Below are 13,720 nucleotides of genomic sequence, written 5' to 3'. Positions count from 1 at the left end.
AGGGTAGATGTCCACCCCGACACTCCGGGCCGCGCCCCGATCCGGACGCCGCCCCGTCCCACCGGCGGGGACCCCGCGCGCACGGACGGTGACCGCGCCCGGGGACCGGTGTGACCCAGCCCCTCCGGCCGGGGCCCGCGCCCCGGCGGGCACGGTCCTACGCTGGTCGCCGTGAGCAATCAGCGGCAGTCCGGAGGTGGCGGTCTCTTCGACGAGGCCGGCGTCGAGCGGTGGCCGGACGCCCTCGCCGGGGCACGTCTGCACGTGGTGACCGGGAAGGGCGGCACGGGCAAGTCCACGCTCGCCGCCGCCCTCGCGCTGGCCCTGGCGGCCGGCGGCGGCCGCACCCTGCTCGTGGAGGTCGAGGGCCGGCAGGGCATCGCCCAGCTCTTCGACACCCCGCCGCTGCCCTACGCCGAGCAGCGCATCGCGGTCGCCCCGGACGGCGGCGAGGTCCGCGGCCTCGCGGTCGACGCCGAGGAGGCCCTGCTCGAGTACCTCGAGATGTTCTACAACCTCGGGCTCGCCGGGCGGACCCTGCGCCGCATGGGCGCGGTCGAGTTCGCGACGACGCTCGCGCCCGGTCTGCGCGACGTGCTGCTCACCGGCAAGGTCAAGGAGTGCGTCGGGCGCACGGTCGGGGAGGACCGCCGCGGCCGCGGGTCGCGGCAGCCGCTCTACGACGCCGTGGTCCTCGACGCGCCGCCCACCGGCCGCGTGGTCAAGTTCCTCGACGTCACGAAGGCGATGGGGACGCTCGCGCGCACCGGACCGATCCGCTCGCAGAGCGAGGGTGTGGTCGCGCTGCTGCACTCGCCGCAGACGGTGGTGCACGTCGTCTCCCAGCTCGAGGACCTGCCGGTGCAGGAGACCCTGGACACCGTCGCCGAGCTCGCGGAGGCCAACCTCCCGCCGGGCGCGATCATGGTGAACCGGGTGCGGCCCGCGCGGCTGCCGGTGTCCGACCGGGTCGACGAGGGCGGTCTGCGCGCGGGCCTCGAGGCCGCCGGGCTCTTCCTCAAGGACGACGAGGTGGGCGGGCTGCTCACCGAGGTCTCCGAGCACACCGACCGGCTCGCGGTCGAGTCCGGCGTGCGGTCGCGGCTCGACGCCGCGGGCATGCCGCAGATCGAGCTCCCCGAGCTCGCCGACGGGGTCGACCTGGGCGGGCTCTACGAGCTCGCGGAGCTGCTGCGCGAGCAGGGGGTGCGCCATGACCGCTGAGACCGTTCCCGACGCCGGGCGTGGTCGCCGTCCGGAGCACCTGGACCTCGACGCCCTGATCGACGACCGCGCGACCCGCGTGGTCGTCTGCTGCGGCTCGGGCGGCGTCGGCAAGACGACGACCGCCGCGGCGCTCGCGCTGCGGGCCGCGGGCCGCGGGCGCCGCGTCGTGGTGCTCACCATCGACCCCGCGAAGCGCCTGGCCCAGTCCATGGGGCTCGAGGAGCTCGACAACGAGCCGCGGGTGGTGCCCGGCGCCGACTCGGCCGCGGGCGGCGAACTGCAGGCGATGATGCTCGACATGCGCCGGACCTTCGACGAGATGGTCTCCGGCCACACCACGCCCGACCGGGCGCAGGCGATCTTCGACAACCCCTTCTACCAGACCATCTCCTCGTCCTTCTCCGGGACGCAGGAGTACATGGCCATGGAGAAGCTCGGACAGCTCGCGGCCACCGGCCGGTGGGACCTGATCGTCGTCGACACCCCGCCGTCGCGCTCCGCGCTGGACTTCCTCGACGCGCCGCAGCGGCTGTCGTCGTTCCTCGACGGCCGGATGATCCGGCTGCTCTCCGCGCCCGCCCGGGCCGGTGGCAGCGCCCTGCGCAAGCTCGTCGGCTCGACGTTCAACCTGTTCGCCAAGGCCGTCTCGACGATCCTGGGCGGCCAGATGCTCGCCGACGCCTCGGCCTTCGTGCAGGCCTTCGACACGCTGTTCGGCGGCTTCCAGGAGCGCGCGAACGCGACCTACCAGCTGCTCCGGGCCCCGGGCACCGCGTTCGTCGTCGTGGCCGCGCCGGAGCCGGACGCCCTGCGCGAGGCCTCCTACTTCGTCGAGCGGCTCGGCACCGAGCGGATGCCGCTGGCGGGCATGGTGCTGAACCGGACGCACCCGGTGCACGCGACGCTCTCGGGCGCCCGGGCGCGGGAGGGCGCCGAGGCGCTGGAGGCCGCGCGGGGCGACGCCACCACGGCCGCCGTGCTGCGCCTGCACGCCGACCGGGTGGAGACCGCCGAGCGCGAGCGCCGCGTCCTCGCCCGCTTCACCCGCGCGCACCCGACCGTGCCGATCGTGGACGTACCGGCCATGGCGACCGACGTGCACGACCTCGCCGGCCTGCGCGCCATCGGGGACCTTCTCGGTTCCTGACGGCGGGCCGGGTCGGGTCGGGTCCGGGTCGACCCGCTCAGCCCACGCGACGGTGCGCGGGCGGCTCGGGGGCGGTCCGGGGCTGCGGCGCCGGCTCCTGCGGGCGCAGGGCCGCCCGGCGGGCGGCCTCGAGCAGCGCCGACCACGACACGACGTCGGGGCGGCGCTTCAGCAGCGCCCGGCGCTCCCGCTCGGTCATGCCGCCCCACACTCCGAACTTGATCCGGTTGTCCAGGGCGTGCGCCAGGCACTCGGTGCGCACGGGGCAGGCCCGGCACACCTCCCGCACGTCGCGCTGCTGGGCACCCTGCACGAACAGGGTGTCCGGGTCCTCGTGGCGGCACCGTGCCTCGTGCCGCCAGTTCGTCGTGCCCGCCTCGTCGTCCACGTCATCCCGCCCTCGTGTGGCCCCACGGCTCCCGGCGTCGGGGACCGACCCGGCCCCCGCCACCGGTGCGCCCGGCCCCGCCGGCCGTGCGCACGCCCCTTCACGGGCTCCGACGCACTCTAGGAGCGAACGGTTCCATCGACCAAGGCCGGAACCGGATCTGGCGTGTGAACACCCCCAGGCCACGCGGGGAGCACGAACCACACCACGCGGCCAGTAACCTGGACGCCGATGACTGGGGGAACGGGAACCGACCCGGACGACGGCGGCCGACGCGGCGTCGCGGCACGCCCGCTGGCGCGACTGCTGGGGCTCTGCCTGGTCGCCGGGCTCATCCTCGCGGGGATCACGTTCCCGCTGGTGGGCGGCGTGGGGCTGATCTCGAACGACGCGAGCGACACCGTCAGCGCCACCTCGTCGGACCTGGCCGCGGGGCAGCTGCCGCTGGTCACCACGGTGACCGACCGGCAGGGCGCCCCGATCGCCTACCTGTACGACCAGAACCGGCAGAACACGCCGCTGGAGCAGATCTCGCCGACGATGCGGGCCGCGATCGTCGCGATCGAGGACCGCCGGTTCTACGAGCACGACGGCGTGGACTGGACCGGCACGCTGCGCGCCCTGGTGACCAACCAGTCCGCGGGCTCCACCCAGCAGGGCGCCTCGACGCTCACCCAGCAGTACATCAAGAACTACCAGCTCTACGTCACCGCGCGGAGCGCCTCGGAGCGGCTCAAGGCCACCGAGGCGACCTACGCCCGCAAGCTGCGCGAGGTCCGGGTCGCCCTGCAGCTCGAGCGCCAGCTCGCCGAGGGCACCTCGAAGCGCGAGGCGAAGGACGAGATCCTCCAGCGATACCTCAACATCGTGTTCCTCGGGAACAACTCCTACGGCGTGGGCGCCGCCGCGCGCACCTACTTCAACACCACGCCGGACCGCCTGACGATCCCGCAGGCCGCGATGCTCGCCGGGATGGTGCAGTCGACGGCGCAGTTCGACCCGGTCGCGCACCCGCAGGCCGCCACCGGCCGGCGCAACGAGGTCATCAACCAGATGCGACTGCAGGGGATGATCACCCCGCAGCAGGCGCAGGAGGCCGCCGCGAGCCCGCTGGGCGTCAGCAGCGCCGCCCCGCCCGCCAACGGCTGCATCGGCGCCGGCGACGCGGCGTTCTTCTGCAAGTACGTCGTGGACTACCTCGGACAGGCGGGGCTCTCGACCGAGCAGCTCAACCGCGGCGGCTACACGATCCGCACCACGCTCGACCGGACCGCGCTCACCGCCATGACGACGGCGCTGCGCAACGAGGTCCCGGCCCAGCAGCGCAACGTCGCCGACGTCATGGCGGCGGTCGCGCCGGGCCAGGACCGCCACGAGGTCACCGCGATGGGCTCGAACCGCGTGTTCGGCGTCGACGGGGCCGCGCTGGAGACCAGCTACGGGCTGCCCTGGGAGCCGGTCAACCTCGGCGCCGGGTCGGTCTACAAGGTGTTCACGGCCGCGACCGCGCTCGACAAGGGCCTCGGCATCAACTACCAGATGCAGATCCCGCCGGACGGCTACGCGTCGCCGATCTACCGCGACGGGCAGGGCAACCCGTTCCCGGTCCGCAACGCGGGCAGCTACTCGCCGGTGCTCTCGATGACCGACGCCCTCGCGCAGTCGCCGAACACCGGCTTCGTCAAGCTCATGGAGTACACCGGCGTCGCCCCGGTGGTCGACATGGCGGTCAAGCTCGGCATGCGCTCGCTCGCCGAGCCGCAGGGCAACGGCGGCAAGTCGATCGCCGAGATCGCCAAGGAGCAGAACCAGGGCTCGTTCACCCTCGGCGTCACGCCCACCAGCGTGCTCGAGCTCTCGAACGTCGGCGCCACCCTCGCCTCGCGCGGGAAGTGGTGCCCGCCGACGCCGATCGTCGGGATCACCGGTCCCGACGGTGCCGCGGTGCCGGTCTCGGAGCAGCCCTGCGAGCAGGTCGTCCCGCCGACGCTCGCGGACACGCTGATGAACGGCATGAGCAAGGACGACCAGCCCGGCGGGACCTCGGCGGCGGCCGCGGCCGAGAACGGCTGGACCCGGCCGATGGCCGGCAAGACCGGCACCACGCAGCAGAACAAGTCGGCCGCGTTCCTCGGCTTCACCCCCGGCATCTCCGGCGCGGTGATCACCTTCGACGACTCGTCGTCGCCGCGGCCGCTGTGCGACGGCGGGGGCGACTCCCCGCCCTTCGCCTGCTCCGACGGCAACATCTTCGGTGGCAAGACGCCGGCGCGGACCTGGTACAAGGCCATGAACCCGATCGTCGGGCCCACGCCGGTCCAGCCGCTGCCGCCGACGGACCCGCGCTACGTGCAGGGCGGCACGAACGAGCAGATCCCCGAGGTCACCGGCCAGCAGGTCGACGCGGCCGAGCAGACCCTGCGGGACGCCGGGTTCACGGTCGTGCGCAGTTCGGTCGCGAACCGCGCACCCGCCGGTACCGTGGTCGGGCAGTCCCCGCGCGGGTCGGCGCTGCCCGACCAGGCCATCACGCTGCAGGTCGCCAGCGGCACCGTGCCCGCGCCGCCCCCGCCACCGGGTGCCGTGGCGGCCCCGGCGGTCGGCCCGGCGCCCGGCGGCTGAGACACGGAGGATCGGGTGGCGGACCTGCGCGGGCTCGTCCGGACGACGGGGCGCCTCGCCCTCGGCGCGAGCGCCGCCGGCGCCCTCGGGCTCGGGTACGCCACGGTGGTCGAGCGGCACTGGTTCGCGCTGCGCCGCGTGACGATGCCGGTCCTCGCCCCCGGCGCCCGTCCCCTGCGGGTGCTGCACGTCTCCGACCTGCACCTGCGCCCCGGGCAGCGGCTCGAGGAGCGGTTCGTGGCGGGCCTCGCCGAGCTCGAGCCCGACCTCGTCGTGAACACCGGGGACAACCTCTCGCACCCGCGCGGCGTGCCCGTGGTCCTGCGCGCCCTCGGGCGGCTGCTCGACCGGCCCGGGGTCTTCGTCTTCGGCAGCAACGACTACCACGGCCCGCGCCCGAAGAACCCGGCGAACTACCTGTTCCGGCCCGAGCACCGCGTCCTGGGCCCGGAGCTCCCCTGGCGCGACCTGCGGGCGGTGTTCGTGGAGCACGGCTGGCAGGACGCCACGCACACCCGCCTCGAGCTCACCGTCGCCGGCCAGCGGATCGCGGTCGCCGGGGTGGACGACCCGCACATCGGCCGTGACGACCACGACCGCATCGCCGGGCCCGCCGATCCGTCGACCGGTCCCGACGACGGGCCGCCGGTGCTGCGGCTGGGGCTCACCCACTCCCCCGAGCCCCGCGTGCTCGACGGGTTCGCCGCGGACGGCTACGACCTGGTGCTCGCCGGACACACCCACGGCGGGCAGCTCTGTCTCCCCGGGTACGGCGCGCTCGTCACGAACTGCGGCATCGACCGCAGCCGCGTCAAGGGACCGTCGCGCTGGGGCTCGCACACGCGGCTGCACGTGTCCGCGGGCCTGGGGACCTCCCCGTGGGCGCCCGCCCGGTTCTGCTGCCGCCCGGAGGCCACGCTGCTCGAGCTGGTGCCGGCCCGCGGCACCGGTCCGACGGCGCTCGACGCGACGGTGGGCGGGGACACCCGGCCCCCGTCCCGGCCCGTCGGACCCACCAGGTAGGCTCTGAACCAGAGCGACACGCTCGGGGTGTGGCGCAGCTTGGTAGCGCGCCTCGTTCGGGACGAGGAGGTCGTGGGTTCGAATCCCGCCACCCCGACACACACGGTCCGGCCCCGGTTCTCCCAGGAGAGCCGGGGCCGTTCTCGTTCCCGCGCCCTCCGGGTCGCCTATCTCCTCGATCACACGGAACCGGGCACGAACTGGTCACCGTGAGGTAACGGTGACATCCTCTGCCCCGATACCTCGTACGGGTGACGCCCGGAGGGGCGTCGATCACCGATCGGGGACGGCAGGGACGAATCATGGCCAATCACCGCGCGACGGACGGACCAGCGCGCCGCTACACGGTGCTCGATTCCGCCGATCGGAGGCTTCCCGGCCACCTCCCGTCACCCCGGGGGACGACCGCCCGCACCATCGCGGTGCCGGCGCCCCGCACGGTCGCGGCCCCCCGGCCCGTGCCGACGCGGGCTCCGCTGCCCGCGCCCCGGCCCGCGCCCGAGCCGGTCACCGAGCACACCCCGACCGCCGCCGCGCCCGCCCGGCGCAGCGCCCCGGAGGACATCCGCGGCGTGTCGGCGCGGCGCAGCTCCTCCGACGACGTCTCCGCGCGCGCCACCACCACGCTCATCCCGAACTCGCCCGGCGACCGCGCCAAGGCCGGCCCGATCTTCGTCGACGGAAGCGGTCGCCGCGCCCGCCGCTTCAAGGGCCTCGCCGTCGCCGCGGCCACGCTGGCCGCGGGCTACGTGGGCGTCGTCGTGACCGGGGCGCTCGCCGGCGCGACCGGGCCGGTCGGAGGCGGACCCGCGCCCGTCGCCAACGGTGCCTCCCTCGCGCCCGCCGCCCCGGTCGTCCCCGCCCCCGTCCCGAGCCCGATCGTCGCGACCCCGGCGGACGACGTCACCACGACGACGACGAAGGCGCCGGCGAAGAAGCGGACGACCACCCCGAAGAAGGTCGCCCCGCGCACCACCGCGCCGCGTCGGGTCGCCCCGGCCCCGGTGGCGCCGGCCCCGGCCCCGGCCCCGGCCCCGGTCGTGCCCGCCCCGGTGGAGAAGGAGCCCGAGGTCCAGGCCCCCGCGGTGCCGGAGCAGAAGACCGAGCCCGCCGCGGCGGACACGAGGCTCCGGAACACGTGATCGTCGCGCTGCGCGCCGCGCTCGCCGGCGCGCTGCTGACGGTGGTGCTCGTCGTGCTCGCGGTGCTGCCCTCCCCGGTCCGCACCGCCCAGAGCTCGCCCACCGTCGCCGGCCCCACCTCCTCCGCGCCGACCCGCCCCGGCCCGCGGGCGCCCGACGGGCCGCTCCCGACCACCCGCGTCGCCCCGTACGTCGACCTGACGACGCCGCCCCTGCCCGACCTCGGTGCCGTCGCGGACGCCTCCGGTCAGCGCGACGTGGTGCTCGCGTTCGTCCTCGCCGGCGCGGGCTGCGTCCCCACCTGGGGCGGCACCACGCCGCTGACCGACCCCGCCGTGCAGGCCTCGATCGCCGGGCTCAGGAGCCGCGGCGGCACGGTGACGGTGTCCTCCGGCGGCGCGGTCGGTGACTACCTCGAGACCCGGTGCCCGGACGCGGAGGCGCTGGCGCGGGCCTACGGGCAGGCGCTCGACGTCGTCGGGACCGACCACCTCGACGTCGACATCGAGACCGACAAGGGCCGCGCCGTGTCGACGGACCGCGTCGCCGACGCCCTGGCGCTGCTGCAGGAGCGGCGGGGCGCACGGATCACGCTGACCGTCCAGGTCGAGGGCGCGGACGCCGGTATGACCGACGACGCGCGGGAACTCGTCGAGACCGTGTCCGCGCGGGGCGTCGCCGCCCGCGTCAACCTCATGGTCATGAACTTCGAGCAGCGCGGCGCCTGGGCCGAGTCGATGCTCGACGCGGCCGACCTCTCGCTCGCCGCGCTGCAGCGGCTCTGGCCGGGCAGCGACCCCGCCGACGTCGCCCGGCGGATCGGGCTGACGCCGATGATCGGCCGCAACGACACCGCGGAGACCACCACCGTCGCCGACGCGGCCGCCGTGGTCGACGGCGCCCGCGCCCGGGGCTACGGCTACGTCGGGGCCTGGTCGCTGATGCGGGACAACGGGGGCTGTCCCGGCACCGCGACCGAGGCCGACGACTGCAGCGGGATCGCCCAGGAGCCCTGGGCCTTCACCCGGGCCCTGCAGCGGTTCTAGTTCCCCGTCGTCAGGACCATCCGGAAGCGGGCGTCGTTCGCCATCATCGTCGCGTAGGCCTCGGCCGCCCGCTCCAACGGCATCGTCTCGATCATCGGTCGCACACCGGTGATGCGGGAGAAGTTCAGGGTGTCCTCGGAGTCCTTGGACGTGCCCGACGGGTGGCCCACGACCTGGGCGGCCGGCCCGATCAGCGACATCGCCTCGATCGTCAGCGGCGTCTCCGCGGCGCCGACGACGATCAGCTGGCCGCGCGGCGCGAGCCCCGGCACCAGCGCGGAGATCGCGCCGCCGTCGGTCGCCGTCGCGACGATCACGGTGGCCCCGCCCATCGCCGCGAGCGCCTCGCCGGGGTCGGTCGCCTCCGAGTCGACGTGCTGGTGCGCCCCGAGCTGCTTGGCCAGGTCCGCCTTCGCCGTGCCCCGCGAGATCGCGACGACCTCGCAGCCCATCCGGGCCGCGAACTGGATCGCCAGGTGCCCGAGGCCGCCGATGCCCTGCACGGCGACGCGGTCGCCGGGACGGACGACGCTCGAGCGCAGCGCGTGGTAGGTCGTGACGCCGGCGCACAGCAGCGGCGCGGCCTCCTCGGAGGACAGCTCGTCGGGCACCCGGGCCAGGGCGTCGGCCGGGACGACGACGGCGTCGGCGTAGCCGCCGTCGAAGGTCACGCCGGGGATGCGGCCGTTGGCGCAGGTGATGAAGTCGCCGCGCCGACAGGACTCGCAGTGGTAGCAGGCGCCGCCGAACCAGCCGACGCCCACGCGGTCGCCGGGCGTCCAGTCCCCGCGCACGTGCTCGCCCACGGCGTCGACCAGCCCGACGATCTCGTGGCCGGGGACGATCGGGAACGGCGTCGCGTCCCCCATCACGCCCTCCTTGGCGAACATGTCCGAATGGCACACCCCGCAGGCCTGCACCGTCACCCGCACCTCGCCCTCGCCGGGTTCGGGCAGATCGCGCTCCACCAGCTCGAACTCGCCGCCGGCCTGGGGCACCTGCACTGCACGCACGTCGTCACTCCATCGTCGTGGGACCTCGTCGAACCGATGCGTACCCCTGCATCGGAACCACGACGCGTGACGATCAGCCGGGACCGGTCCGCCGGGTAGGGTGGTCCCACCCCCGTCGCCGCCGTCTCGAGGCCGTGGGGTCCGGCGCGGGAGGTGCACACCGTGGGAGCTGATCCGGTCTCCGCCCACCCCGTTCCCGACGACAGGTCGGGTCCGCTGGGCAGGGTCGTGCCGCGCCCCGTGGGCGGCGCCCTCCCGGACTCCGGCGACCGCCAGCTGGTGGTCCTCGTCGACGCGCCGAGCGTGCTCGAGCGGCGCCTCATCGACCGGTGGCTCGCCGCGAACGCCACGCTCAACGGCCGCGCGGTGGAGACCGTGCCCGCCGAGGGCGGCGAGCTCGCCGCCCGCCTCACCCGCGGCGACAACCCGCTGCTCGTCCCCGTGCGCCTGGTCTGGGAGCCGGGCGGCGAGGCCGTGCCGACGAAGCCGTTGCTGCGCGTCCTCGACGCCGTCACCCGCCGATCCAAGCTGCGCGACCGGGCCCGCGCCGCCCGGGCCCAGCAGGAACGCACCGACCGGCAGCGCCACCGGGTCGTGGTGGGCCGCCCGGCCACCGTGCGCGAGCTGCTCGTGCGCCACCGCCGCGAACGGATGTCGACCGAGACCGCGGACTTCGTCCGGTTCGTCACCCAGCAGGCCGCGCTCGCCCTCGACCGGGCCGAGCGCAGCGTGCTCGGCAACCGCTCGAAGGTGCCGCGGGAGGTGGCCGACCAGATCGTCGGCGGGGCCCACTTCGCCCGCGAGGTCCGACGGCTCGCGCAGGAGACCGGCGAGCCCGAGGAGCAGGTCGCGGCCGAGGCGGAGAAGCAGCTGCAGGGGCTCGTCGCCGCGATGGACCCGACCGCGGTCGACATGTTCTCCGGCGTGCTGCGCCCCATGCACGAGCGGGCCTGGGAGGTCCACGCCGACACCAGCGGCCTCGAGCCGCTGCGCGCGCTGAACGCCCAGCACGCCCTCGTGTTCCTGCCCTCGCACCGGTCCTACACCGACCCGTTCGTGCTGGCCGAGGTGCTGCGGGAGAACGACTTCCCGCGCAACCACGTCCTCGGCGGCAACAACCTGCGGATCTGGGGCCTGGAGTCGCTGGCCCGGCGCAGCGGGATCATCTTCATCCGCCGCAGCTTCGGCAAGGACTCGGTCTACAAGGCGATGGTCCGCGAGTACTTCTCGTGGCTCGCGGCCAAGCGCTTCAACCTCGAGTGGTACATGGAGGGCGGGCGCACCCGTACGGGCAAGCTGCGGCCCCCGAAGTACGGCCTGCTCTCCGACGTCGCGCACGCGGTGGAGACCCGCCGCACCTCCGACGTGTTCCTGGTGCCGGTGTCGATCACGCACGACCAGCTCCAGGAAGTGCACCAGATGGCCGTCGAGCAGACGGGCGGGACGAAGACCCCCGAGGGCCTGCGGTGGCTCGCCGGGTACGCGCGGGCCCAGCGGCGCCGGGTCGGGTCGCTGCACGTCGCCTTCGGCGAGCCGCTCTCGCTGCGGCAGGCGCTCTCGACGGCGGGCGACCCGGCGCTCGAGCGCGACCCCGACCTCATCGACGGCGACGCCACCGACTCCGCGGCCCGCCGGCTCGCGCTGCAGAAGACCGCGTTCGAGGTCTTCGTGCGGATCAACCGGGTCACCCCGGTGACGCCGATCGCGATGGCCGCGCTCGCGCTGCTCGGGGTCCGCGACCGGGCGCTGACCCTGTCCCAGGTCCGCCGCGTCGTGGAGCCGGTGCTCGACTACGTCGAGGCCCGCAAGCTCCCGCACACCGGGATCGGGTCGCTGCGTACCAACGGCGGCGTCGCCGAGGCGCTGCTGGCGCTGCGGCAGGAGAAGGTGGTCACCGCCTACACCGAGGGCACCGAGCCGGTGTTCTCGATCGAGCCGGGCCACCACATCGTCGCCGCGTTCTACCGCAACTCCGCGATCCACCACTTCGTCAACCGCGCGATCGTCGAACTGTCCGTGCTCGAGGTCGACGACGCCGACGACGGGCGGGAGGCGCTCGCGGCGGGCTTCACCCACGCCCTCGCGCTGCGCGACCTGCTCAAGTACGAGTTCTTCTTCCCCGACAAGGAGACCTTCCGCGCCGAGCTGGCCGACGAGCTGACGCTGATCGACCCGGACTGGACCGAGGTCGGACGGCCCGTGGCGCGCACGAAGGAGGTGCTGCTCGCGAGCAAGTTCCTCTGCGCCCACCGCGTGCTGCGCTCCTTCGTCGACGCCCAGTGGCTGCTCGCGCAGCGCCTCGCCGCGTGGGACGTGGCGACGCCGGTCGTCGACGACGAGCTCTTCGACGACTGCCTCGCGGTCGGCCGCCAGCTCCTCCTGCAGGGGCGGCTGCACGGCCCGGAGGCGTTGTCCCGCGAGTTGTTCGCATCGGCACTGCGTCTGGCGGGGAACAGGGGACTCGTGCAGTTGCCCGAGGACGCGACGCCCGAGGCCCTCGTGGGCCTCGCGACCCGTCGTCGGGAATTCGCCGAGGAGATCCGCGCCGTGGTCGGCCGGGTCGTGCGCATCGACGAGACCGATGCCCGCAACCGACAGGAGAGCACCGGTGTCAGGCCCTAGCGTGTCGAGCCCCAGCCCCGAGTCCCTGCTCGCCGACGTCCGCGAGGCCCCCGAGGGACCGTCGGTCGGGGCGTTCTTCGACTTCGACGGCACCGTGATCGCCGGGTACTCGGTGGTCTCGTTCATGCGTCACCACATCACCCACCTCGACATCGACGTGCCGACGACGGTCCGCACGCTCGCGGCGGCGGGCAGCCAGTCGCTGGAGACCGAGGAGGACTTCACCAAGTTCCTCGGCATCACCCTGCGCAGCTGGGCCGGCCGGACGCCCGAGGAGCTGGAGTCCCTCGGGCGGCAGCTGTTCCGCGACGAGATCGGACCGTCGGTGTACCCGGAGGCGTGGCGCCTGGTGCGCGCCCACCTCGAGCGGGGCCACACCGTGGTGCTGGCGTCGTCGGCCACGCGGTTCCAGGTCGGGCCCGCCGCCGAGGCCCTCGGCGTCGACCACACCATCTACACGGCCCTGGAGGTCGGCGAGGACGGCCGGATCACCGGCCGCCCCGACGGCCGCAGCCCCTACGGCGAGGGCAAGGCCGCGGCGGTCAAGGACTTCGCCGCCGCCCACCAGATCGATCTCGAGGCGAGCTTCGCCTACTCCAACGGCAACGAGGACGTGCCCTTCCTCGCGACCGTCGGGCGCCCGACCGCGGTGAACCCGTCGTCGGGCCTGCGTCGCGCCGCGGCCGAGCGCGGCTGGCCGACCATCGACTTCCCGGGCCGGCCCTGGACCGGGCCCGTCGAGGTCGCCCGGACCGTCGGCACCTACGCCGGGATGATGGGCGGGTTCGTGACGGGACTGGGGCTGGGCCTGCTCGGCGGGTCCCGCCGAGCGGGGCTCAACCTGGGCATCGGCCTGGGCGGGGACCTGTCGCTGCTGGCCTCGGGGGTCACCCTCGACGTCGTCGGCGGGCACCACATCTGGGAGAACCAGCCCGCGGTCTTCCTGTTCAACCACCAGAGCCAGCTCGACGTGCTGGTGCTCGGCGGCCTGCTGCGCGGCAACTTCGCCCCGGTGGCGAAGATGGAGCTGGCCAACAACCCGCTGTTCGGCCCGCTCATGCGGTTGCTGGAGACGGCGTTCATCGACCGCGCCGACAACGCGCAGGCCCGCAAGGCCCTCGAACCCGCCGTCGAGCGTCTGCGCTCGGGCGTCTCGGTGGTCATCGCCCCCGAGGGCACGCGGTCGGCGACGCCGAGCCCGGGCCGGTTCAAGAAGGGCGCGTTCCACCTCGCGATGCAGGCGGGCGTGCCGGTGATCCCGCTGGTGTTCCGGAACACCGGGGCGCTGATGAGCCGCAACGCCATGGTCATCCACCCCGGCACCGTGCAGGTCGCGGTGCTGCCGCCGATCGACGTCTCGTCGTGGGACCCGAAGGACCTGGACGAGAACGTGGAGGGCGTGCGGCAGCAGTACCTGGACACGCTGGCGAACTGGCCGGGCGAGGACTGACCCGGCGGCAGCCGTGGCCCACCGCTGACGTCCGGCGTCA

Annotated in this window: 10 protein-coding genes and 1 tRNA gene; 9 read left to right on the top strand and 2 right to left on the bottom strand. The window is 74.5% G+C overall.

Annotated features, from left to right (window positions below; genetic code table 11):
- Nucleotides 1–171: 171 nt before the first annotated feature.
- Complete coding sequence (gene bagA / locus LN037_RS22420; protein WP_230757116.1) at nt 172–1,224, top strand: ATPase BagA; 1,053 nt, start codon at nt 172–174, stop codon at nt 1,222–1,224.
- Entirely contained in the window at nt 1,214–2,374 is a 1,161-nt protein-coding gene (gene bagB, locus LN037_RS22415; protein ID WP_230757111.1) for an ATPase BagB, read from the top strand. Before bagA ends, bagB begins: the two co-directional genes overlap by 11 nt.
- A 37-nt stretch (nt 2,375–2,411) precedes the next feature.
- Here bagB and LN037_RS33800 read toward each other — a convergent pair whose 3' ends face one another.
- The gene (locus LN037_RS33800; protein WP_230757109.1) at nt 2,412–2,762 is read right to left on the bottom strand and encodes a WhiB family transcriptional regulator; all 351 of its coding nucleotides are present in this window, start codon (nt 2,760–2,762) and stop codon (nt 2,412–2,414) included.
- A gap of 231 nt (nt 2,763–2,993) precedes the next feature.
- On the opposite strand from LN037_RS33800, the gene LN037_RS22405 reads away from it, so the two are divergent.
- The 5 genes from LN037_RS22405 to LN037_RS22385 all read left to right on the top strand — a co-directional run bounded on the left by LN037_RS22405 (nt 2,994) and on the right by LN037_RS22385 (nt 8,595).
- Nucleotides 2,994–5,384, top strand: a complete 2,391-nt coding sequence (locus tag LN037_RS22405; RefSeq protein ID WP_230757106.1) for a penicillin-binding protein — start codon at nt 2,994–2,996, stop codon at nt 5,382–5,384.
- Nucleotides 5,385–5,399: 15 nt separating this feature from the next.
- Nucleotides 5,400–6,407 (top strand): metallophosphoesterase, encoded by a 1,008-nt coding sequence (locus tag LN037_RS22400; protein WP_230757103.1) that lies wholly within the window; start codon nt 5,400–5,402, stop codon nt 6,405–6,407.
- Between the two features lie 23 nt (nt 6,408–6,430).
- Nucleotides 6,431–6,504, top strand: a tRNA-Pro gene (locus tag LN037_RS22395).
- 325 nt (nt 6,505–6,829) lie between these two features.
- On the top strand, nt 6,830–7,549 hold the full coding sequence (locus LN037_RS22390; protein ID WP_230757097.1) for a hypothetical protein: 720 nt from the start codon (nt 6,830–6,832) through the stop codon (nt 7,547–7,549).
- Nucleotides 7,546–8,595 (top strand): glycoside hydrolase family 18 protein, encoded by a 1,050-nt coding sequence (locus LN037_RS22385; protein WP_230757096.1) that lies wholly within the window; start codon nt 7,546–7,548, stop codon nt 8,593–8,595. The genes LN037_RS22390 and LN037_RS22385 overlap by 4 nt, the downstream gene beginning before the upstream one ends.
- Here the strand turns inward: LN037_RS22385 and LN037_RS22380 are convergent.
- Complete coding sequence (locus LN037_RS22380) at nt 8,592–9,608, bottom strand: alcohol dehydrogenase (RefSeq protein ID WP_230757095.1); 1,017 nt, start codon at nt 9,606–9,608, stop codon at nt 8,592–8,594. The genes LN037_RS22385 and LN037_RS22380 overlap by 4 nt on opposite strands.
- 162 nt (nt 9,609–9,770) lie before the next feature.
- Between LN037_RS22380 and LN037_RS22375 the strand changes: the two genes are divergently transcribed.
- Nucleotides 9,771–12,230 (top strand): glycerol-3-phosphate 1-O-acyltransferase, encoded by a 2,460-nt coding sequence (locus LN037_RS22375; RefSeq protein ID WP_230757094.1) that lies wholly within the window; start codon nt 9,771–9,773, stop codon nt 12,228–12,230.
- Entirely contained in the window at nt 12,217–13,680 is a 1,464-nt protein-coding gene (locus LN037_RS22370) for an HAD-IB family hydrolase (protein WP_230757093.1), read from the top strand. Before LN037_RS22375 ends, LN037_RS22370 begins: the two co-directional genes overlap by 14 nt.
- Nucleotides 13,681–13,720: the final 40 nt, after the last annotated feature.

This window comes from Actinomycetospora soli (genome assembly GCF_021026295.1).
Classification (GTDB): domain Bacteria; phylum Actinomycetota; class Actinomycetes; order Mycobacteriales; family Pseudonocardiaceae; genus Actinomycetospora; species Actinomycetospora soli.
This window is presented reverse-complemented; position numbering and strand designations above follow the sequence as displayed.

Excerpts from the sequence above, each read along its gene's own strand:
- bagB (WP_230757111.1), top strand. The coding sequence starts at position 1,214 with ATGACCGCTGAGACCGTTCCCGACGCCGGGCGTGGTCGCCGTCCGGAG.
- LN037_RS22405 (WP_230757106.1), top strand. The coding sequence starts at position 2,994 with ATGACTGGGGGAACGGGAACCGACCCGGACGACGGCGGCCGACGCGGC.